18 protein-coding genes are annotated in these 22,397 nt (G+C 68.5%); 17 read left to right on the forward strand and 1 reads right to left on the reverse strand.

All coding sequences use genetic code 11. The features are described 5' to 3' along the window. Positions 1–145: 145 nt before the first annotated feature. The 8 genes from ACSQ3Y_RS10030 to ACSQ3Y_RS10065 all read left to right on the forward strand — a co-directional run bounded on the left by ACSQ3Y_RS10030 (position 146) and on the right by ACSQ3Y_RS10065 (position 11,144). Positions 146–1,552, forward strand: coding sequence for an efflux RND transporter periplasmic adaptor subunit (locus tag ACSQ3Y_RS10030; protein WP_436177162.1), 1,407 nt, complete (start codon positions 146–148; stop codon positions 1,550–1,552). Continuing rightward, entirely contained in the window at positions 1,549–2,346 is a 798-nt protein-coding gene (locus tag ACSQ3Y_RS10035) for an ABC transporter ATP-binding protein (protein ID WP_436177163.1), read from the forward strand. The genes ACSQ3Y_RS10030 and ACSQ3Y_RS10035 overlap by 4 nt, the downstream gene beginning before the upstream one ends. Next, complete coding sequence (locus tag ACSQ3Y_RS10040; RefSeq protein ID WP_436177164.1) at positions 2,346–3,551, forward strand: ABC transporter permease; 1,206 nt, start codon at positions 2,346–2,348, stop codon at positions 3,549–3,551. Before ACSQ3Y_RS10035 ends, ACSQ3Y_RS10040 begins: the two co-directional genes overlap by 1 nt. A 374-nt stretch (positions 3,552–3,925) precedes the next feature. Continuing rightward, a complete protein-coding gene (gene nirB, locus ACSQ3Y_RS10045; RefSeq protein ID WP_436177165.1) occupies positions 3,926–6,463 on the forward strand; it encodes a nitrite reductase large subunit NirB in 2,538 nt (845 codons plus the stop codon). Positions 6,464–6,483: 20 nt separating this feature from the next. Further along, on the forward strand, positions 6,484–6,843 hold the full coding sequence (gene nirD, locus ACSQ3Y_RS10050) for a nitrite reductase small subunit NirD (protein WP_200961055.1): 360 nt from the start codon (positions 6,484–6,486) through the stop codon (positions 6,841–6,843). 65 nt (positions 6,844–6,908) lie between these two features. Further along, complete coding sequence (locus tag ACSQ3Y_RS10055; RefSeq protein ID WP_428002041.1) at positions 6,909–8,222, forward strand: nitrate- and nitrite sensing domain-containing protein; 1,314 nt, start codon at positions 6,909–6,911, stop codon at positions 8,220–8,222. 363 nt (positions 8,223–8,585) lie between these two features. Further along, positions 8,586–9,398, forward strand: a complete 813-nt coding sequence (locus ACSQ3Y_RS10060; protein WP_436177166.1) for a formate/nitrite transporter family protein — start codon at positions 8,586–8,588, stop codon at positions 9,396–9,398. A 9-nt stretch (positions 9,399–9,407) separates the two neighbouring features. Next, entirely contained in the window at positions 9,408–11,144 is a 1,737-nt protein-coding gene (locus tag ACSQ3Y_RS10065) for a protein kinase domain-containing protein (protein WP_436177167.1), read from the forward strand. A 154-nt stretch (positions 11,145–11,298) separates the two neighbouring features. On the opposite strand, the gene ACSQ3Y_RS10070 is transcribed toward ACSQ3Y_RS10065, so the two are convergent. Next, complete coding sequence (locus ACSQ3Y_RS10070; protein ID WP_179684074.1) at positions 11,299–11,688, reverse strand: Hsp20/alpha crystallin family protein; 390 nt, start codon at positions 11,686–11,688, stop codon at positions 11,299–11,301. Between the two features lie 95 nt (positions 11,689–11,783). Between ACSQ3Y_RS10070 and ACSQ3Y_RS10075 the strand changes: the two genes are divergently transcribed. From ACSQ3Y_RS10075 to ACSQ3Y_RS10115, 9 genes are all read left to right on the forward strand, one after another. Further along, positions 11,784–13,130: a branched-chain amino acid ABC transporter substrate-binding protein gene (locus ACSQ3Y_RS10075; protein ID WP_436177168.1), complete on the forward strand. Its 1,347-nt coding sequence runs from the start codon at positions 11,784–11,786 to the stop codon at positions 13,128–13,130. Positions 13,131–13,294: 164 nt separating this feature from the next. After that, on the forward strand, positions 13,295–14,296 hold the full coding sequence (locus ACSQ3Y_RS10080) for an LLM class flavin-dependent oxidoreductase (RefSeq protein WP_436177169.1): 1,002 nt from the start codon (positions 13,295–13,297) through the stop codon (positions 14,294–14,296). Between the two features lie 26 nt (positions 14,297–14,322). Beyond that, positions 14,323–15,684, forward strand: a complete 1,362-nt coding sequence (locus ACSQ3Y_RS10085) for an LLM class flavin-dependent oxidoreductase (protein ID WP_436177170.1) — start codon at positions 14,323–14,325, stop codon at positions 15,682–15,684. Further along, a complete protein-coding gene (locus ACSQ3Y_RS10090) occupies positions 15,684–16,895 on the forward strand; it encodes a M20 aminoacylase family protein (protein WP_436177171.1) in 1,212 nt (403 codons plus the stop codon). Before ACSQ3Y_RS10085 ends, ACSQ3Y_RS10090 begins: the two co-directional genes overlap by 1 nt. A gap of 34 nt (positions 16,896–16,929) precedes the next feature. Further along, positions 16,930–17,472 carry a GNAT family N-acetyltransferase gene (locus ACSQ3Y_RS10095; protein ID WP_436177172.1) on the forward strand — a complete coding sequence of 181 codons (543 nt, stop codon included), beginning with the start codon at positions 16,930–16,932 and terminating at the stop codon, positions 17,470–17,472. A gap of 34 nt (positions 17,473–17,506) precedes the next feature. Beyond that, on the forward strand, positions 17,507–19,360 hold the full coding sequence (locus ACSQ3Y_RS10100) for an amino acid ABC transporter permease/ATP-binding protein (protein WP_436177173.1): 1,854 nt from the start codon (positions 17,507–17,509) through the stop codon (positions 19,358–19,360). Positions 19,361–19,459: 99 nt separating this feature from the next. After that, the gene (locus tag ACSQ3Y_RS10105; protein ID WP_179684080.1) at positions 19,460–20,389 is read left to right on the forward strand and encodes an ABC transporter substrate-binding protein; all 930 of its coding nucleotides are present in this window, start codon (positions 19,460–19,462) and stop codon (positions 20,387–20,389) included. A gap of 8 nt (positions 20,390–20,397) precedes the next feature. Beyond that, positions 20,398–21,330 (forward strand): ABC transporter substrate-binding protein, encoded by a 933-nt coding sequence (locus ACSQ3Y_RS10110; protein WP_179684081.1) that lies wholly within the window; start codon positions 20,398–20,400, stop codon positions 21,328–21,330. Between the two features lie 2 nt (positions 21,331–21,332). Then, complete coding sequence (locus tag ACSQ3Y_RS10115) at positions 21,333–22,397, forward strand: LLM class flavin-dependent oxidoreductase (RefSeq protein ID WP_436177174.1); 1,065 nt, start codon at positions 21,333–21,335, stop codon at positions 22,395–22,397.

Below are 22,397 nucleotides of genomic sequence, written 5' to 3' on the forward strand. Positions count from 1 at the left end.
GCAGTTTCTTCTCTCTTCACAGCCACCTGGAGGTCCCGCGCACACGGCGCACGGACACCTGGCAGCCAAAGGCCACTGAACCCGCGCACGGCCCGTGCGCGGGCCGTTCAGCCCCTCTCTTTTTGTCTTTTCCGAGCCCATCGCCATGACCGACAACACCAAGCCATCGCAGCACAGTGCTGCCGCCCCCGGGGCCAGCGCCCCGGCCGACCTGCAGGCCCTGCTGGGCGGCGAGCCGCCGCGCCGCTGGTACCGGCGCACCTCGCTGTGGCTGGGCGTGGCCGCCCTGGCGTTGGCCGGCGGCGGCATCTACGCCTGGCAGCTGCAAAAGCAGGCCAGTGCCGCGCCGGTCTACGTGACCGAAGAGGTGAAGACAGGTGACCTCACGCTCTCCGTGTCGGCCAACGGCACGCTGCAGCCCACGCGGCTGGTGACCATTGGCAGCGAGCTGTCGGGCACGGTGCGTCAGGTGATGGTGGACGTGAACGAGAAGGTCAAGAAGGGCCAGGTGCTGGTGGAGCTCGACACCGCCAAGCTCGACGCGCAGGTGCTGCGCTCACGCGCCTCGCTGGCCTCCGCGCAGGCGCGGCAGGCACAGGCTGCGGCCACCACCAAGGAGGCCCTGGCAGGGCTGGGCCGCCTCGAAGAGGTGGCACGCCTGTCCGGCGGCAAGGTGCCCTCGGCCGCTGAACTCGACACCGGCCGCGCCACGCTGGACCGTGCGCGCGCCGACGAGGCCAGCGCCCGCGCCACGGTGGACGACGCGCGTGCGGCCCTGTCCACCGACGAGACCAGCCTGTCCAAGGCCTCCATCCGTTCGCCCATCGACGGCGTGGTGCTCACCCGCACGGTGGAGCCGGGCAACGCCGTGGCCGCATCGCTGCAGGCCGTGACCCTGTTCACCGTGGCCGAGGACCTCACGCGGCTGCGCCTGGACGTGAGCGTGGACGAGGCCGACGTGGGCTCGCTGCAGGTCGGGCAGAAGGCCAGCTTCACGGTCAGTGCCTTCCCCTCGCGGCGCTACCCGGCTGCGGTCACGCGCGTCTCCTTCGGTTCCACCAAGACGGACAACGTCGTCACCTACGTCACCTGGCTGGAGGTGGACAACCGCGACATGAGCCTGCGCCCCGGCATGACGGCTGCTTCCACCATCACCTCCACCGAGCGCAAGGACGTGCTGCTGGTGCCCAACACGGCGCTGCGCTTCACGCCAGCGCAGGCTGCGGGCGCGGCCGGTGCGCCGGGCGCTGCCGGTGGCAAACCCCCGGCGGCGCAGCAAGGTGGGGGCATCATGGGACAGCTCATGCCGCGCATGCCCCGTCCGGGTGGTGCGGGTGGCCAGGGCGGGCGCCGCCCTGGCGCCGGCGGTGCGCCGGGTGAGGACGCCGCGTCGAAGATGAAGCAGGTCTGGGTGCTCAAGGACGGCACGCCGCAGGCCTTGAAGGTGCGCGTGGGCATCAGCGACGGCCGCATGACCGAGGTGACGGGCGAGGGCATCGCCGCCGGCATGGCGGTGATCACCGACCAGCGCAGCAACGGGGCCGCGCGATGACCGGCGCGCTGCACGATAGCGGCGTGCCGCTGATCCGACTGCGCTCGGTGACCAAGGTGTACGGCGAAGGCGCGCTCGCCTTCCAGGCGCTCAAGGGCGTGGACCTGGACATCGCCCAGGGCGACTTCGTGGCCATCATGGGGCCGAGCGGTTCGGGCAAGTCCACGGCCATGAACACCCTCGGGTGCCTGGACCGGCCCACCACGGGCGACTACCTGTTCAAGGGCGTGCATGTGGAGGCGCTGCAGCGCGACGAGCGCGCGCGCCTGCGCCGGCGCTTCTTCGGCTTCGTCTTTCAGGGCTTCAACCTGCTGGCGCGCACTTCGGCGCAGGAGAACGTGGAGCTGCCCCTGCTGTACCGCGGCGAGCCTGCGGCGGCGCGCCATGTGGCAGCGGCCAAGGCGCTGGCGGCCGTGGGCCTCAAGGGCTGGGAGCACCACACGCCGGCCGAGCTGTCGGGCGGACAGCAGCAGCGCGTGGCGATTGCGCGCGCCATCGTCACCGAACCGGCCGTGTTGCTGGCCGATGAGCCCACCGGCAACCTCGATACCCAGCGCAGCCACGAGATCATGGAGCTGCTGTGGCGCCTGAACGTGGACCTGGGAATCACCGTGCTCATGGTCACGCACGAGGGCGACATGGCCGAATATGCGCGGCGCATCGTGCGCTTCGTCGATGGCGTGGTGGACAGTGATGTCCCCAACCCGCACCCGCGCGGCCTGCTGCGTGAGCAGGCCGGGCAGGGGGAGGCCGCCGAGCCCGGCGTGGCGCAGCCGCTGGTGGAGGTGCGCTGATGTTTCTGAGCACCATTCTTCTGGCGCTGCGCTCCATCCGGCGCAACCTCATGCGCTCGTTCCTGACCATCCTGGGCATCGTGATCGGCGTGAGCGCGGTGATCACCATGGTCACGCTGGGCAACGGCGCCACGGTGTCCATCCAGAACCAGATTTCGGGCCTGGGCACCAACCTGCTGCAGGTGCGCCCCGGCCAGCGCATGGGGCCGGGCGGCGGCGTGGGCGGGGCGGCTTTCAAGGACACCGATGCCGATGCCATTGCGCAGCAGATCGGCGGCATCCTGGCCGTGGCGCCCGAGTCGCGTGCGTCCGCCACCGTGGTGGCGGGCGGGCGCAACTGGTCCACCAGCATCATCGGCAGCACCAATGCCTGGCTGCAGACGGGCAACTGGACGCTGCGCATCGGCCGCGAATTCACCGACGATGAGCTGCGCGCCGGGGCTGCGGTCTGCGTGATCGGCGAGACCGTGCGACGCGAGCTCTACGGCACGCGCGACGCCGTGGGCGAGCAGCTGCGCGTGAAGGCCTTCTCGTGCGAGGTGGTGGGCGTGCTGGCCTCCAAGGGGCAGGGCGCCTTCGGCAACGACCAGGACGACACCGTGCTGGTGCCACTGCGCACCCTGCAGCGCCGTGTGACGGGCAACACCCGCGTGAACACCCTCTTGGTGTCGATGAAGGACGGCAGCGAACCCGAGCGCGTGAAGGCCAGCCTGACCCAGCTGCTGCGCGAGCTGCGCAAGCTCTCCGACACCGACGAGGACAACTTCAACGTGCTCGATACCAAGCAGCTCGGCGAGGCACTCTCGGGCACCACCAAGGTCATGACCACGCTGCTCGGCGCGGTGGCGGCCGTGAGCCTGCTGGTGGGCGGCATCGGCATCATGAACATCATGCTGGTCAGCGTGACCGAGCGCACCCGCGAGATCGGGCTGCGCCTGGCCATCGGCGCGCTCGAGCGCGAGGTGCTGCTGCAGTTTCTGATCGAGGCCGTGGTGCTGGCGGCGCTGGGCGGGCTCATCGGCATCGTGCTGGCCACGGCGGCCTCGCTGGGGTTGTCGGTGCTGATGGGCGTGCCCTACCTGTTCAACCCGGGCGTAAACCTGCTGTCCTTCGTGTTCTCGGCCGGCATCGGCGTGGTGTTTGGCTACTTCCCCGCACGACGTGCTGCGCGCATGGACCCCATAGACGCCCTGCGCCACGAGTGATGTGCCTCCCCGGTGCCGTGGCACCGGGGCAGGGCGGGTAGTCGCTCCATTTGCGCCCCAAGTTGGTGACATGCTGCACCGCAGCGAGGCACCCGGCGGCGCCGCGCCAGCGCTGCCGCAGGGTTGCACCCGCAAAAAGAGTCGGCACGCTTATTGCTGAACTGAGCTGTCCGCCGGTAAAGCTGCCCGCGCACTGATAACAACCCCTCCGCTAATGATGGCGGAACACCCGAGCGAGCTGCGGCTTTCGTAGCCGGCTGCTTGGTAGTTCCAACCCACGCCCGTGGTTCCGCGGAGGGTGCGTTGTGCCGCAAGGCATGGCACATCCTGCACCCCTCGAACTGGTTCCCCGGGTCCTTGCAGGATGAGCAAGCATGAAAATCGTACTCATTGGCCACGGCATGGTCGGCCACAAGTTCCTCGAAAGCCTGGCCGAAACCGGCATCACCGGTGCCGAAGTCACCGTGCTGTGCGAGGAGCCGCGCCCCGCCTACGACCGCGTGCATCTGTCGGCCTTCTTCAGCGGCACCTCGGCCGATGAGCTCTCCCTGGTCGAGCCCGGTTTCTTCGAGCGCACCGGTTTCACGCTGCGCCTGGCCGCGCGCGCCGCAGCGGTGGATCGCCGCACCCGCACCGTGACCACGGCCGATGGCGAGGTGCTGCCCTACGACAAGCTGGTGCTGGCCACCGGCTCCAACCCCTTCGTGCCCCAGGTGCCGGGGCGCGACCGCGAGCACTGCTTCGTCTACCGCACCATCGAAGACTTGGAGGCCATGCAGGCCTCGGGCGCCAAGTCGAAGACCGGCGTGGTCGTGGGCGGTGGCTTGCTGGGCCTGGAATGCGCCAAGGCCTTGAGCGACATGGGTCTTGAAACCCACGTGGTCGAGTTCGCCCCGCGGCTCATGGCCGTGCAGGTGGACGAAGGCGGTGGCCGTGTGCTGCGCGCCAAGATCGAGGAACTGGGCGTGCAGGTACACACCGGCCGCAACACCCAGGAGATCACCGATGGCGCCCGTGCGCGCCACCGCATGGTGTTTGCCGACGGCACCTGGCTGGAGACCGACATGATCGTCTTCTCCGCCGGTATCCGCCCGCGTGATGACCTGGCGCGCCAGTCCCTGCTGGCCGTGGGCCCGCGCGGCGGCGTGGCCATCGACAGCGCCTGCCGTACCAGCGACCACGACGTGTATGCCATCGGCGAATGCGCGTCGTGGAACGAGCAGACCTTCGGCCTGGTGGCGCCCGGCTACGACATGGCGCGTGTGGCCGCCCGCCACATCGCCGGCGATGCCGACGCCGCCTTCGTCGGCGCGGACATGAGCACCAAGCTCAAGCTCATGGGCGTGGACGTGGCCAGCATCGGCGACGCGCATGCGAAAACGCCGCACAGCCGCACCTGCCAGTACGTGGACGAGCGCCGCCAGATCTACAAGAAGATCGTCATCAGCGAAGACGGCAAGCAGTTGCTGGGCGCCGTGCTGATCGGCGACGCCACCGAGTACGGCACGCTGCTGCAGATGGCCCTGAACGGCATCGCGCTGCCGGAGGACCCCGAGTTCCTGATCTTCCCGTCCAGCGACGGCAAGGCCAAGCCCGGCCTGGGCGTGGACGCGCTGCCCGACACGGCGCAGATCTGCTCGTGCAACAACGTCACCAAGGGCGGCATCTGCGAAGCCGTGGGCAATGGCGCCTGCACCATCGCCGAGATGAAGGCCTGCACCAAGGCCGGCGCCACCTGCGGCGGCTGCGTGCCCCTGGTCACCCAGGTCATGAAGGCCGAGATGGCGCGCCGCGGCATGGCCGTGAACAACCACATCTGCGAGCACTTCGCGTACTCGCGCCAGGAGATCTACCACCTGGTGCGCGTGGGCAACATCAAGAACTTTGAGGACCTGATGGCAAAGCACGGCAAGGGCATGGGCTGCGATATCTGCAAGCCCGTGGCGGCCAGCGTGTTCGCCTCGTGCTGGAACGAGTTCGTGCTCAAGAAGGAGTTGGCCGGGCTGCAGGACAGCAACGACTACTACCTGGGCAATATCCAGAAAGACGGCACCTACTCGGTGGTGCCGCGCATGCCCGGCGGCGAGGTCACGCCCGACGGCCTGATCGCCGTGGGCCAGGTGGCCAAGAAGTACGGCCTGTACACCAAGGTCACGGGCGGCCAGCGCGTGGACCTGTTCGGCGCGCGCGTGGAGCAACTGCCCACCATCTGGGAAGAGCTGATCGCCGCCGGCTTCGAGTCGGGCCATGCTTACGGCAAATCGCTGCGCACGGTCAAGAGCTGCGTGGGTTCGACCTGGTGCCGCTATGGCGTGGGCGACAGCGTGGGCCTGGCCGTGGAGCTGGAGCACCGCTACAAGGGCCTGCGCTCGCCGCACAAGATCAAGTTCGGCGTGTCGGGCTGCACGCGCGAATGCGCCGAGGCGCAGGGCAAGGACATCGGCATCATCGCCACCGAAAAGGGCTGGAACCTCTACATCTGCGGCAACGGCGGCATGAAGCCGCGCCACGCCGAGCTGTTCGCGTCCGACCTGTCCAAGGAAGACCTGGTGCGCATGATCGACCGGGTGCTGATGTTCTACGTGCGCACGGCCGACCGGCTGCAGCGCACCAGCACCTGGCGCGAGAACCTCGAAGGCGGCCTGGCCTACCTCACGGACGTGCTGATCAAGGACAGCCTGGGCCTGTGCGCTGAGCTCGAAGCCCAGATGCAGCACGTGGCGGACACCTACCAGTGCGAGTGGAAGACGGCCGTGACCGACCCCGAGACGCGCAAGCGCTTTCGCTCGTTCGTGAACAGCGACAAGGCCGACGAGAACGTGCTCTTCGTCGAGGAACGCGGCCAGATCCGCCCGGCGCGCGCCGACGAACGCAGCCCCGCCAAGATCATCCCCATCCGCCAGGCCGCTTGAAGAAGAAGGACGAGAACACCATGAGCGCACTTCCCATGAACAGCCGCACCGACTCCCTTGCCTGGACCGACATCTGCGCGGTCGACGACATCCTGCCCAGCACCGGCGTCTGCGCCCTGGTGGCCGACCGCCATGTGGCCGTGTTCCGCACCGGCAGCGACCAGTTCTTCGCCATCGACAACGTGGACCCCAAGTCGGGTGCCAGCGTGCTCTCGCGCGGGCTCATCGGCAACCTGGGCGAGCGCGTCGTGGTCGCCTCGCCGCTGTACAAGAACCATTTCGACCTGCGCACCGGCGAATGCCTGGAGGCGCCAGAGCATTCGGTGCAGGCGCATGGCGTGCGCAGCGAAGGCGGCCGCATCAGCGTCGCAGTGGCCTGAGGATTGGCCGTGCGGGCATGCTGGCGGGGTTAGCATCTGCGTATCCTGAACCCTGGAGATACCGCATGCCCGACCTGGCCGCAGCGCCCCTGTCCGTTTCCAGCCTCGTGCTGCGCTCGCGCCAGCTCGAGATCGATGCGGTGCACCACCTGGCCAGCCGGGCCGCGCTGGTGGACGTGGTCGGCCAGCTGATCGAGGGCCTGCAGCGCGAGCGCGGTGCATCGGGCGTGTACCTGGCCTCCAAGGCACAGCGCTTTGCCGACCTGCGTGGCCGCATCGTGCAGGAGGTGGTGTTGCTCGAAGCCAAGCTGCGCGCGGAGTTTGCCCAGCATGTCGAGCCCGCCCAGGGCGCCACGGCCAAGGCCTTGTCGCTGATGGCGTGGGCGCTGCTGGGGCTCGATTCGCTGCCCGCGCTGCGCAGCCAGATCGACAAGCAGGCGATGGCGGCGCACGACTCGATTGCCGCGTTCAGCCACCTGATCGCCGGGCTGATCGAACTGGTCTTCCACGTGGCCGATGCGGCCGCTTTGCCCAGTGTCTCGCGCCAGCTCGTGGCCCTGCTGCACCTGGTGCAGGCGCAGGAAGAAGCAGGCCAGGAGCGGGCCATGGGCGCGCTGCTCTTCGCGTCCGGCCAGGGCAGCGACGCGCACCAGCAGCGCGTGCTGCACCTGATCGATGCGCAGGAGCGCAGCCTGCGCGTGTTTTCCGAGTTTGCCGACCCGGCCTTGCGCACGCGCTGGGAGCAGCAGCAACTGGCCCCGGGCATGGCCCAGCTGGAGCGCCTGCGGCGCACGCTGTGCGTGGCCCGCCCCGGTGCGGCGCTGGACAGCAACCTGAGCGACGCCTGGTTCGACGTGTCCACCGAGCGCATCAACGCGCTGTGGCAGCTGCAGGTCGAGCTGGTGCAGCGCCTGCGCGAAGATTGCGCAGCCCGCATCCTCGAAGCCCAGCAGGACCTGCAGGATTCCCGAGGCCTGCTGCGCGGCCTGCGCGACAACCCGCCGCAGCGCACGCACGCGGTGGACCGCTTCTTCGACATCGCCATCGCACCCGAGGCCGTGCCCGAGCAGGCCGCCAGCGCGCATGCGGGTGAATCGGCATCGCTGCTGGAGCTGCTGCAGGCCCAGTCGGCGCGCATGGCCAGCATGGAGGCCGAGCTTGAAGCGGCGCGCCGCACGCTCAACGAGCGCAAGGTGATCGAGCGCGCCAAGGGCGTGCTCATGGCCCGCCTGGGCATGAACGAGGAAGTCGCCTTCCGCGTGCTGCAAAAGACGTCGATGGACCAGAACCGCCGCCTGCTCGATGTGGCCGAGGCCACGCTGTCCCTGCCGGACCTGGCATTCGCCCACCCCGACCGCAAGGGCGACAAGCCCCTCTGATCCGTGGTGGTGCCTTGCGTGCACCGCCTTGAAGCCATTCCTGCGCCGAAGGCTTGGCGCACGCACGGAATGCGGGACACAAAAGACCGTCGGCTGCCCCAACGAGGGTACGGAACTTGCATGGAGTGCACTGGATGGTGGGCTAACGGCGGCCTGCCAATCCACCGCCTGCGGTTGCCCGCAGGCCCAGGAATCGCGCATCCGAGGATAACGGCGTCCATTGCGTTCCCCATCTGCATGGGGGCGCAGCGGACGCCGTTTTCTTTTTTCCTCCTCCTCTTCTTCTTCTTCTTCTTCTTGCGCGCTTCCCCGGGTGGACCTCTTGGGGAAGCCTGCCAGTCTCCCCGTCCCAAAGGAAGTGCAATGGCCTACCTCGCCCCCGCCGAGTTCGTGACCAAGATGGTCGATTCCGGTGAATCCAAGCTCCTCATGTCCACCCGCGACACGCTGATCCGCTCCTTCATGGCCGGTGCCATGCTGGCACTGGGCGCCGCCTTCGCGGTCACCGTCACGGTGAACACCGGCAATGCGCTGCTGGGCGCAATGCTCTTTCCGGGCTGCTTCATCCTGCTGTACCTGCTGGGTTACGACCTGCTGACCGGTGTATTCACGCTGGCCCCGCTGGCCGTGCTCGACAAGCGTCCTGGCGCCACCTGGCGTGGCGTCTTTCGCAACTGGACGCTGGTGTTCTGCGGCAACTTCGCAGGTGCGTTCATGGTGGCGGTGTTCATGGCCATCATCTTCACCTTCGGATTCAGCGAGGCGCCCAACGCAGTCGGCATAAAAATCGGCCACATCGGCGAGGGCCGCACGGTGGGTTACTCCGCGCACGGCGCCGCCGGCATGCTGACCCTGTTCGTCCGTGGCGTGATGTGCAACTGGATGGTGTCCACCGGCGTGGTGGCGGCCATGATGTCCACCTCGGTGTCGGGCAAGGCCATCGGCATGTGGATTCCCATCGCCCTGTTCTTCTACATGGGTTTCGAGCACAGCATCGTCAACATGTTCCTGTTCCCCTCGGGCCTGCTGCTCGGTGGCAACTTCACGATCATGGACTACCTGGTCTGGAATGAAATCCCCACCGTGATCGGCAACCTGGTGGGCGGCCTGACCTTTGTGGGCGCCATGCTGTATTCCACGCACTACAAGACCGCCCCAAAGCGCAAGATTGCCTGAGCGTTGCCCATGCACGCCCTGCGCGTCACGCTTGGCCAGCATTCCGAGGCCGGGCACAAGGGAGTCAACCAGGACTTCCACGGTGCCATGTTGCCCGTGGGGCCGCAGCGCGGCACCAAGGGCATCGCGCTGGCGCTGGCCGATGGCATAGGCTCCAGCGCCGTGAGCCAGGAGGCCAGCGCGGCGGCGGTGCGCGGCTTTCTCGACGACTATTACGCCACGTCCGAGGCCTGGTCGGTGCGCCGATCGGCCCAGCGCGTGCTGGGCGCCACCAATGCCTGGCTGCATGCGCAGACCCTGCGCAGCCATGCGCGCTTCGACAAGGATCGGGGCTATGTCACCACCTTCAGCGCCCTGATCTTGAAAGGGCGCGAGGTGCACCTGCTGCACGTGGGCGATGCGCGCATCTACCGCGTGCATGCGCAGGCGCTGGAGCAGTTGACCGAGGACCACCGCGTGCACCTGTCCTCGGTCGAATCCTTCCTGGGCCGGGCGCTGGGCATGGGCCCCAACGTGGAGATCGACTACCGCAGCCTGCCGGCCGAGGTGGGCGATGTCTACCTGCTGGCGACCGACGGTGCCTGCACGCACCTGGATGCGACCGCTGTGCACGCGGCCATTGCGCAGTGCGCAGGTGACTTCGATGCGGCGGCTCGCGCGCTGGTCGCCGCCGCCCAGGCGCGCGGTGCCACCGACGACCTGACGGTGCAGTTGCTGCGCATCGACGCACTGCCCGAGGACCGGGCGCTGGCGCACCTGCCGCCGCAGCGCGAGGGGCTGGCCCTGCCGCCGCCTCTCTCGCCGCGCATGGGCTTCGAGGGCTACACCATCGTGCGCGAACTGCATGCGAGTTCGCGCAGCCACGTGCACCTGGCCGTGGACGATGCCACGGGCCAGCAGGTGGTGATCAAGACCCCTTCGGTCGACCTGGTCACCCAGAAGGACTACCTGGACCGCTTCGTGTTGGAGGAATGGGTGGCGCGGCGCATCCACAGCCCGCACGTGCTGCGCGCCGCCGGCAGCGAGCGACCACGCCAGCATGTCTATGTGGCCATGGAGTTCGTGGATGGGCAGACCCTTGCCCAGTGGATGACCGACCACCCTCTGCCGGACCTGGATGCCGTGCGCAGCCTCGTCGCCCAGATCGGCAAGGGGCTGCAGGCCTTCCATGCGCGCGAAATGCTGCACCAGGACCTCAGGCCCGAGAACCTGCTGATCGACCGCAACGGCACGGTGAAGCTGATCGATTTTGGGTCGGTGCATGTGGCGGGCCTCGCCGAGGGGACGAGCGCTGCGCGCGCGGATGCCATTGCCGGCACGCTGCAGTACACCGCGCCCGAGTATTTCGTGGGTGGCGAGGGCGATGCCCGGTCGGACCTGTTCTCGCTGGCGGTGCTGACCTACCAGATGCTCACCGGCCAGTTGCCCTATGGCCTGCAGGTGGTGCGCCTGCGTTCACCGGCAGAGCACAAGCAGCTGCGCTATGTGCCCGTGCGCCATCTGCGGCCCGAGTTGCCCGCCTGGCTCGATGGGGTGCTGCAAAAAGCCCTGCAACCCGAGGCATCCAAACGCCAGGAGGCGGTGTCCGAGTTCCTGTACGACCTGCAATCGCCCGGCGCGCAGTTCCAGCGCCTGCGCGCGCCACCCCTGGTGGAGCGCAATCCGGTGCTGTTCTGGCAGACGGTGTCATGCCTGTTGGGCCTTGCCGTGCTGGTGCTGCTGGGTCTGCGCGCCTATGGGCAGTAAGCCGCTGCCCTCGCGCTGCTGGCGCGTTAGGGCGTGGTGCGGATGGGCACATCCCTGGGAAGCAAAGGCCGTTGCCCCGCAGGGTCTCGCACAAAAGGAAAAGGGGCGGTGCAGCCCGTGCCGCACCGCCCCTCGCTTCGGTGAGCCTGCCGGTTTACTGGATGCTCAGCGTGGTGGCCTTGCTGACGGGTTCCACGCGCACCAGGGTGAGCGTGAGCACGCCGTTTTCGAGCTTGGCGCTGCTGGCAGCGGCATCGATGTCGGTGGCCAGCTCCCAGGCGCGCTGCACCTGGCGGGGGGCGCCTTCCACGCTGGACAGGCGCACCACATTGCCTTCGATGGCGATCTGCAGCTGCTCACGCGTCAGGCCGGGCACATCGAGCTGCAAGGTGGTGGCCTTGTCGTCCTGGGTGACGGTCACGCCGGCAGACCGGGCAGGGGCTGCATTGGCAAAGCTGCCGAGCAGAAAGCGCTGCAGCGCGAGGTCGGCAGAGCGGGGGGCGTTGTTGAAGGCGGAACGGCGGGCGACGGGGGCGAAGATCATGAAAAGGACTCCTATACACTGCGCGGCTCTCGACGTGGTCGCCGCATGGACAGAACTTGTGTACGGCCACAAAGGTTTTCAAGGGGAAAAAGAGCATGAATAAATTGCGGTTCGCGGGCTTGAAATCAGGCGCTGCGGCATTACGTCATTCCGCTTTGGCCGTCGCCGCCACACTGGCCTGCACGCTGGCACCAACCTCCGCCAGCTGGGCACAGGGCACGGCACCGGCTGCCGCCACGGCACCCGCCAAGCCCGTGAAGATGGCGCTGATCGAAAGCCTCTCGGGTGCCTTCGCCAACACGGGTGAAGCGGTCTACCGCAACATCTTCTGGGCCATGGAGCGCGTCAACGCGCGCGGCGGCGTGGCGCTGCCGGCCAGTGCCGGCGGCCCGCGCCCGCTGGCGCTGGAGCGCTACGACAGCAAGGGCCAGAACGAAGAGGCCCTGTCGGCCCTGCGCGCGGCCATCGACGATGGTGCGCAGGTCATCCTGCAGGGCAACTCGTCGGCCACGGCCGCGGTGCTGATCGAGGCCATCAACAAGCACAACGAGCGCGAGCCGAACAAGCGCGTGATCTTCCTCAATTACTCGGCGGTGGACCCCATCCTCACTAACGAGAAGTGCAGCTTCTGGCACTTCCGCTTCGACGCCCATGCCGATATGCGCATGGCGGCGCTGATGGACGTGATGCGCGATGACAAGGCCTTGAAGAGCGTCTACCTGATCGGTCAGGACTACAGCTTTGGCCAGGCCGTGCTGCGCGAGGCGAAAAAGCAGCTCAATGCCCAGCGCCCTGACGTGGCCGTGGTCGGCGAAGAGCTGCACCCCGTGGGCCGCGTGAAGGACTTTGCGCCCTACGCCGTGAAGATCAAGACCAGCGGCGCGCAAGCCGTGGTCACCGGCAACTGGGGCAACGACCTCACCCTGCTGGTCAAGGCCGCACGCGAGGTGGGTTACGAAGGCAGCTTCTACACCTTCTACGGCAACGCGCTGGGCGCGCCCGCAGCCATCGGCGACGCGGGCATCGGCAAGGTGGTGGCCGTGGCCGACTGGCTGCCCAACGTGCCGGGTGCGCCGAGCGAGGCCTTCTACCAGTCCTTCCGCGAGCGCTTTCCCAAGCCCCAGGACGACTACGTGCACATGCGCATGCAGCTCATGGTGGAGGCGCTCGCCCAGTCCATCGAACGCGCGGGCAGCACCGATCCGGTGGCCGTGGCGCGGCAGATGGAAAAGGCCAGCGTGCAGCTCTCGGGCCAGGGGGGCAGCATGCGCGCGGCGGACCACCAGTTCCAGCAGGCGCTGGTGGTGGGCGTGATGGAAAAGAAGGGCGCACCGGGCGTCAAGTTCGACGTCGAAGGCTCGGGCTACGGTTTCCGCGTGGTGCGCCAGATCGCCCCCGCCAAGGCCCAGCAGCCCCATACCTGCACCATGCAGAGGCCTTGATACGGCAGCGTGCGCGGGCCCGCAGCCGGCCCCGCACGCCAGGCGGTCGAAGGGCCGTGGGCGCCTTTTGTCCGCATATCGATATGACAAGTTAGCGCAACGCGCGCCGGCCCGGGGCCACAGAATTTGCAGCATTGTTCATCCATGCGCGAATCGCCTCCACCGTGTCCTATGCCCTGTCCCTGCTCGACAAGAGCCCTGTTCCTGAAGGCGCCACAGCGGCCCAGGCGCTGCAGCGCACCGTAGCGCTGGCGCAGCGCGCCGAGCAACTGGGCTACCGCCGCTTCTGGGTGGCCGAGCACCATGGCAACCCGGGCCTGGCGGGCTCGGCGCCCGAGGTGCTGGTTGCACACCTGCTGGCGCGCACCACGCGCATCCGCGTGGGTTCGGGCGGCGTCATGCTGCAGCACTACAGCCCCTTCAAGGTGGCCGAGGCCTTCAAGCTCTTGGCCGCGCTGGCGCCGGGCCGCGTGGACCTGGGCGTGGGCAAGGCGCCGGGCGGCCTGCCGCTGTCCACCCGCGCCTTGCAGGCCGCCCGCGACCCCGCGCGCAAGGCCGACTTCTCCGCGCAACTGGCTGAGCTCGATGCCTTCGTCTCCAGCACCCTTCCCGCCGACCACCCGCTGGCCGGCGCCGTGGCCCTGCCCGAGCCGCCGAGCCTGCCCGAGCGCTTTCTGCTCGGCGGCAGCCCCGACAGCGCCGCGCTGGCCGCGCGCCATGGCTGGCAGTTCGTCTACGCCGGGCATTTCAACGGCGACCCGGTGAACATCGAGCGCTCGCTGCAGGTCTACCGCGAGGCCGCGGGCCGTGCACCGCTGCTGGCGCTGTATGCCCTGGTCGCAGACACGCAGGAGGAGGCCGAGCGCCTGGTGGGCGCGCTGCGCGTGTTCAAGCTGCACCTGTCCACCGGCCAGAGCGTGAACCTGCCCACTGAAAAAGCCGCCGCCGAGTTCGCGCGCCAGGCCGGCGTGAGCGACTACCGCCTCGAAGAAACCCGCCCGCACGTGATCGCCGGCTCGCAGGCCTTCGTGCGCCATGCGCTTGATGCACTGGCCAAGCGCTACGGCATCGAGGAGTTCGTGGTCGACACCCCAGTCACTGGCTTTGCCGAACGCCTCGCGTCGGTGGAACTGCTCGCCGGTGCCCTGCAGACCGCCGAAGCCTGACCCCCGCCCCCAGAAGGAAAGAACACATGAGCAACCCAACCCCCGTCCGCTCCCCCATCCGCTTCGGCCTGATGCTGCACGGCGCAGGCGGCCACATGAATTCGTGGAAGCACCCCGTCGGCCCAGCCGACGCGAGCGTGAACCTGCAGTTCTACATCGATACCGCACGCAAGGCAGAGGCCAACGGCATCGCCTTCGCCTTCGTGGCCGATGGCCTGTTCATCAACGAGAAGTCGATCCCGCATTTTCTCAACCGCTTCGAGCCGATCTCCATCCTCTCGGCGCTGGCCGTAGCCACGACCAAGATCGGCCTGGCGGGCACCATCTCCACCTCGTACAGCGACCCGTTCACGGTGGCGCGCCAGTTCGCCTCGCTCGACCTCATCAGCAATGGGCGTGCGGGCTGGAACGTGGTGACCACACCGCTCGAAGGCACCGCCAGCAACTACAGCCGCAAGCACCCCGACCACGCGCTGCGCTACGAGATCGCCGACGAGTACCTGGAGGTCACCCAGGGTCTGTGGGACAGCTGGGACGAAGACGCCGTGGTGCGCAATCGCGCCACCGGCCAGTTCTTCGACCCCGCCAAGCTGCACACGCTCGACCACAAGGGCCGCTTCTTCCAGGTGGCGGGGCCGCTCAACATCGGGCGCTCGGCCCAGGGCCAGCCGGTGATCTTTCAGGCCGGTTCGTCCGATGCGGGTGTGGGCCTGGCGGGCAAGTACGCCGACGCGGTGTTCACGCATTCGCCCAACCTCGAGGCCACGCGCGGCTTCCTGCGCCAGGTCAAGGCCAGTGCCGTGGCGCAGGGCCGCCGGGGCGACGACGTGAAGATCTTCCCGGGCATCGGCCCGGTGGTGGGGGCCACCCAGGAGGAGGCCGAGGCCAAGTACCAGGCCATCCGCGAACTGCTCACGGTGGAAGAGGCGCTGGCCTACCTGGGCCGCTATTTCGACCACCACGATTTCAGCCAGTACCCGCTGGACGCGCCCTTCCCCGAACTGGGCGAGATCGGGCGCAACAGCTTTCGCTCCACCACCGACCGCATCAAGGCCGATGCCAGGGAACGCGGCCTCACGCTGCGCCAGGTGGCGCTGGAGGCGGCCACGCCGCGCTCGCAGTTCGTGGGCACGGGCGAGCGCGTGGCCGACGAGATCATCCGCTGGGTGGACGAGGGCGCGGCCGACGGCTTCATCCTCGGCTTTCCGGTGCTGGCCCAGGGGCTCGAAGACTTCGTGACGCATGTGATCCCGGTGCTGGAGGCACGCGGCCGCTATGAGCGCACCTTGCCCGGCACCACGCTGCGCGACCACCTGGGCCTGCCGCGCAAGGCCAGCCGCTATGCGGCGGTGGACGGGCAGGGCGCCAGCGGCAGGAAGGTCGCCTGATGGGCGCCGCGTTGCCTGCCGCCCCGCTCAACAGCGCCCAGGATGTGGCCCGGGTCGAGGAGGGCATTGCTGCCTTCATCGGCGAGTTCAAGGCCCTGCGCCAGGACCTGCACCGCCACCCGGAGCTGTCCTTCCAGGAGCACCGCACGGCCGCCATCGTGGCCGAGCGGCTCGCGGCGTGGGGCTACGAGGTCACGACCGGCATTGCCGGCACGGGCGTGGTGGGCAGGCTGGTGCGCGGCAATGGCAGTGGCAAGTCGCTGGGCATCCGCGCCGACATGGACGCGTTGCCCATCACCGAGGCCACGGGCCTGCCCTATGCGAGCGAAAACGCCGGCGTGATGCATGCCTGCGGGCACGACGGCCACACCACTGTGCTGCTCGCAGCGGCGCGCTTCCTGGCCGAATCGGGCCGCTTCGACGGCACGCTGAACCTGATCTTCCAGCCCGCCGAGGAGAACGGCGGTGGTGCCAACCGCATGATCGCCGAGGGGCTGTTCGAGCGCTTTCCCTGCGACGCGGTCTTCGGCCTGCACAACTGGCCCTGCGTGGGCGCGGGGCACTTCGGCTGCGTCAACGGGCCGGCCATGGCCTCGGTGGACCAGATCACCGTCACCGTGCGCGGCAAGGGCGGCCACGGCGCCGCGCCGCACGAGACGGTGGACCCGGTGGTGGCGGCAGCGCACATCATCACGGCACTGCAGACGGTGGTGTCGCGCAACGTCGACCCGCTGGACATGGGCGTGGTCACGGTGGGCTCGATCCACGGCGGCGCCGCTCCGAACGTGATTCCCGAAAGCGTGGAGCTCAAGCTCACGGCGCGGGCCTTCAAGCCCGAGGTGCGCGCCATCCTGCAGGAGCGCATTCCGGCCATCGTGCGGGCCCAGGCCGAGAGCTTCGGCGCCACGGCCGAGGTGCAGTACCGCCCGGGCTACCCTGCGGTGCTGAACCACGACGCCGAGACGGCGCTGGCGCGCAGCGTGGCCGTGGACACCTTCGGCGCTGCACGCGTGGACGCCGGCTTTCGCCCGCGCACCGCCAGCGAGGACTTCGCCTTCATGCTGCTCCAGCGGCCCGGCAGCTATGTCTTCGTGGGCAATGGCGACGGCGCCTCGCTGCACAGCCCGTACTACGACTTCAACGACGCCATCCTGGCGCCGTCGGCCACCTACTGGGTGCGCCTGGCCGAGCGCTTCCTGGCGCCCGCATGACCCCCTTTCCTGTTGCCTTGATGGACGCGACACCATGAGCGAACGATTCGTCTACACCACCCCCCTGGACCCGCTGGCGCGCCCGCTGGTGGAGGAACTGAGCTACGAGTACGAGAGCCGCTATGGCGACTTCTACGAGCGCGAGGGCGGCCCGCGGGAGATGGAGAAGTACCCGGCCGAGCTGTTCTCCCCGCCCGAGGGCGGCAACTTCGTGCTGCTGCTGCGCGATGGCCAGGCCATCGGCGGTGGCGCCTTCAAGCGCCACCCGGACCCCGGCACGGCCGAGGTCAAGCGCGTGTGGACGCACTCGGCCCAGCGCCGCCAGGGCCTGGCACGCCGGGTGGTCCAGGAGCTCGAGGCCCAGGCGCTGCGCCAGGGCTACACACGCATCTACCTGACCACGGGCTTTCGCCAGCCCGAGGCCGTGGCGCTGTACCTGGGCCAGGGGTATGCGGCGCTGTTCGACCCGGCGGCGCCCGAGGGCACTTACCGCTCGCTGCCGTTCGAGAAAACCCTTGTGCCCGCCTCGTCCGCCTTCGCCACGGCTTTTTCCGAACCTCTGGCCCGAGCGGCCTGAGCCGTCCTTCTTCGCTTCACCCCACAAGAACCACATGTCCACCACCACCACGCTCGATGCGTCGCACGCGCTGCCTTCGGGCCCGGCGCCTGCCGTGCAGCACCATCCCGCGCCCCCGGCAGCGGTGCCAACTGCCGTGCCCCCCGCGAAGGGCGATTACTCGCACTACAAGGTGGTGCCTGCACGCTACCGCGCGCGGGCCGTGGGCACGGCATTCGCCGCCGTTGTCATCGCGCTGGTGCTGTACTCGGTGCTCACCAACCCGCGCTGGGGCTGGGGGGTGTTCGCAGAGTGGTTCTTCGCCGAGCCGGTGCTCGTGGGCCTGGGCCGCACCTTGCTGCTCACGGCGCTGGGAGCGCTGTTCGGCTTTACGCTGGGCACGGCGCTGGCGCTGGCCCGGGTGTCGCGCTCGCCGCTGCTTGCGGGGCTGTCGTGGACCTTCGTCTGGATTTTCCGCTCCATCCCGGTGATCGTGCTGCTGCTCATCATCAACAACCTCGGGTACCTCTACGAGACGGTGAGCCTGGGCGTGCCGTTCACCGGCTGGACCTTCTTCTCGTACCCCACAACGCAGCTCATCAGCCCCTTCGTGGCAGCACTGATCGGGCTCACGCTCAACCAGGCGGCCTTCGCCTCGGAAATCGTGCGCGGGGGCATCCTCTCGGTGGACCAGGGGCAGCTCGAGGCGGCCGCCGCGCTCGGCCTGCCGCGCCGGCGCCAGGCCTTTCGCATCGTGCTGCCGCAGGCCATGCGCTCCATCCTGCCCAGCGGCTTCAACGACATCATCGGCCTGGCCAAGGGCACGTCCAACGTCTACATCCTGGCGCTGCCCGAGCTGTTCTACACCATCCAGATCATCTACCGGCGCAATCTGGAGGTGATCCCGCTGCTGATGGTGGCCACCGTCTGGTACCTGGTGATCCTCACGGTGCTGTCCATCATGCAGCACTACATCGAGCGGCATTTCGCCAAGGGCGCGCTGCGCAACCCGCCACCTTCGCCGTTCACGGCCATCGCGCGGCGCCTGGGGTTTGCTCCCAAGGCCTTGCCGCAGTCTGCAGAGCCCGCTGCCGCACCGCAGGCCGCACCCGCCGGCACCGTGCCACGCTGGAGCGGCGGCCTCACGCGTGGCGGCGAGGTCACCATCCACGGCGTCTCCAAGCACTATGGCGCACTGCAGGTGCTCAAGGATGTGACGCTCACGGTGCCGCCCGGCAGCGTGACGGTGGTGCTGGGCCAGTCGGGCTCGGGCAAGTCCACGCTGCTGCGCACCATCAACCACCTGGAGCGGGTGGACGGCGGCTTCATCGCCATCGATGGTGAGCTGATCGGCTACCGCCAGGACGCCGATACGCTGTACGAACTGGGCGAAAAAGACATCCTGCAGCGCCGTGTGGACGTGGGCATGGTGTTCCAGAACTTTAACCTGTTCCCCCACCTCACGGTGCTGGAGAACATCATCGAAGCCCCCATCAGTGTGCGCGGCGTGCTGCGTGCCGAAGCCGAGGCCCTGGCGCAAGAGCTGCTGGCCCGCGTGGGCCTGAGTGACAAGGCGCACAGCTACCCGCGCCAGCTCTCGGGCGGCCAGCAGCAGCGCGTGGCGATCGCGCGTGCGCTGGCCTTGCGGCCCAAGGTGCTGCTGTTCGACGAACCGACCTCGGCGCTGGACCCGGAACTTGTGGGCGAGGTGCTCGACGTGATCAAGGAGCTGGCGCGCTCGGGCACCACGCTGATCATCGTCACGCACGAAATCGGCTTTGCCCGCGAGGTGGCCGACACGGTGGTCTTCATGGAGCAGGGCCGGGTGCTGGAGACCGGCACGCCCGAACAGGTGTTCAACCGCCCCGCACACCCACGCACCGCAGAGTTTCTGGCCAAGGTCCTGTAGCTCTCTGCTTTCATTCCTCTTCGCATGCGGCGCCGGCCGGGCGCGAGCCTGCGCGCATGTCCCTCTTGTCTTCTCTTGTCCTTTTCCAGGAACCATCCGATGAACTTCACCCGTCGCTCCACCTTCCTTGCCCTGGCGCTGGCCGCCGCGGCCATGGTCCCGCTGCAGGCCACGGCTCAGGCCGTGGACCTGAGCCCTGAACAGCCCGGGCGCCCGCGCTCGGCCAAGGTCGACGAGGCGCTCAGGCTCGTGGCCAAGGATTTCAAGTTTGCGAAGGAGGGCGTGCTCACCGTGGGCACTACCACGGGCCGCCTGCCGTTTGGTGCCTACGCCACCGACAACAAGACCCCCGTGGGCAATGCGCCAGACGTGGCGCAACTGGTGGCAGACAGCCTGGGGCGCAAACTGGAGCTGGTATCGGTGGCCTGGGCCGACTGGCCGCTGGGCCTGCAGTCGGGCAAGTTCGACGTGGTGATCTCCAACGTCACGGTGACCGAGGAGCGCAAGGAAAAATTCGACTTCTCCACCTACCGCAATGACCAACTGGGCATCTACGTGAAGGCCGACAGCAAGATCACCGCGATCAAGGAGCCCAAGGACGTGGCGGGCCTGAAGATCATCGTCGGCGCCAGCACCAACCAGGAGCAGATCCTGCTGCGCTGGAACCAGCAGAACGTGGCCGCAGGCCTCAAGCCCGTGGAGATCCAGTACTACGACGACGATGTGGTGCTGTACCTGGCCATCCTCTCGGGCCGGGCGGACGCCTACCTCGCGCCCAACGGCATCGCTGCGCACAACGCGCGCGATGGCCGCACCAAGCTGGTGGGCGCCTTCTCGGGTGGCTGGCCGCAGAACGCCGAGATCGCCGTGACCTCGCGCAAGGGCTCGGGCATTGCCGAGGCGGTGACTGCTGCGCTCAACGCGCAGATTCAGAACGGCAACTACACCAAGTCGCTGGAGCGCTGGAACCTGCAGTCCGAGGCCATCCAGGTGGCGCGCACCAACCCCCCAGGCCTGCCCAAGAAGTGAGGCGCGCCATGTCCATCACCTCTCCATCCTTGCGGCGCTGGCTGGCCGCCCTGGTATTGGCTGCATTCGGCGGCAGCGCCCTGGCCCAGACCTTCGACTTCACCCCCGAGCAGAAGGCCCGCCTGCGCGGCGACAGAAACGCCGCAGCCATCGCCGCCATCCCCAAGGACTTCAAGTTCGTGAAGGAAGGCGTGTTCACCGTGGCGATCGCACCGTTCGCCCCGCCCATCTCCACCTATGCCACCGATGCCAAGACCGTGGTGGGCTTCGATCCCGACTACGCGCTGCTGATTGCCGATGCGCTGGGCCTCAAGCTGGAGCTGGTGCCCATCGCCTGGGCCGATTGGCCGCTGGGCCTCTCTTCGGGCAAGTACGACGCGGTGATCTCCAACGTGGGCGTGACCGAGCAGCGCAAGGAGAAGTTCGACTTCTCCACCTACCGCCTGGGCCTGCACGGCTTCTATGTACGCGCCGACAGCAAGATCGCATCGATCAAGGAGCCCAAGGACGTGGCCGGCCTCAAGGTCATCACGGCCTCGGGCACCAACCAGGAGCGCATCCTGCTCGAATGGAACAAGAAGAACCTGGCGGCGGGCTTGAAGCCGGTGGAGCTGGTCTACTTCGACGACGATGCAGCCCGCCTGCTGGGCGTGGTCTCGGGCCGGGCCGATGCCAACTTCAACCCCAACGCGCCCCAGGCCTACCATGCGGCCAAGGACGGCAAGATCAAGCTCGTGGGCACGGTGAACGCCGGCTGGCCGCTCAAGTCCGATGTGGCCATCACCACGCGCAAGGGCAGCGGCCTGGCCGATGCGCTCACGCTGGCAGGCAACGCGATCATCCAGAGCGGCAAGTACACGCAGACGCTCGCGCGCTGGAGCCTGGCGGAAGAAGCGCTGCCGCGCTCGGAGACCAACCCTCCGGGCTTGCCGAAGTTCTGACCATGGCCATACGCCACCTCGCCTTCCTCTCGCCGGGCAACTTCCCCGACACTGACCCCTTCGACGGGCTGGAGCACACGCTGCAGTTGTTCGCCTACGGCGAGGCCCTGGGCTTCGACAGCGCCTGGGTGCGCCAGCGCCACCTGGAGCGCGGGGTGTCCTCGGCCGCGACCTTCCTCGCTGCAGCCAGCCAGCGCACGCTGCGCATAGCCCTGGGAACGGCCGTGGTGCAGATGGGCTACGAGAACCCGTTTCGCCTGGCCGAGGACCTGGCCACGGTGGACGTGCTTTCGCGCAGGCGCCTTCACGTGGGGCTGAGCGCCGGGGCACCGCCCTTTGGCGCGCTGCTGGGCGAGCGCCTGTTCGATGGCGATTCGGGCAGCATCGATTTCTCGCACGCCCGGGTGGAGCGCCTGCGCCGCAACCTGCAGGGCGAGTTGCTGGGCGATGAGGAGACCTTTGTCGAATCCCCCGCGGGCCGCCAGCGCCCGCGCCTGCAGCCCTACGCACCGGGTTTGGCGCAGCGCCTGTGGTATGGCGGCGGCTCGCTGCGCTCCGCCCATTGGGCGGGCGAGCAGGGCTACCACCTGCTCATCGGCAACATCAACCGGGCCGAGCAGACGGACCAGTTTTTCGAGGCGCAGCGTGCGCAACTCGACCTGTTCCATGCCCGCTGGCGTGCACAGCAGCCGCAGGCCAGCGTGCCGCGCGTGGCACTGGGCAGGGTGATCGTGCCGCTCGACGGGGCCGACGCCTCCACCCGCGCACGCTACCTGGCCTGGGCCGCCACACGGCAGGCACGCACCCTGGCCCCCCAGGGCGAGCGGCGCACGCTGTTCGCGCGCGACCTGGTGGGCAGCAGCGACCAGATCCTGCAGTGGCTGCGCGAGGACCCCATCGTGCCCCTGGTGCAGGAGCTGCGGCTGGAGCTCCCCTACGACTTCGCGCCCGAGGAATACCGGCAGATCCTGGAAGACACGGCCCGGCTCATCGCGCCGGAGCTGGGCTGGCGGCCGGGGCTGGACGCATGGGGCGTTGAACGGGCGCCAGCGCACGCCACGGCGTGA

It is taken from the genome of Acidovorax sp. LjRoot66, from assembly GCF_964253305.1.
Classification (GTDB): Bacteria; Pseudomonadota; Gammaproteobacteria; order Burkholderiales; family Burkholderiaceae_C; genus Acidovorax.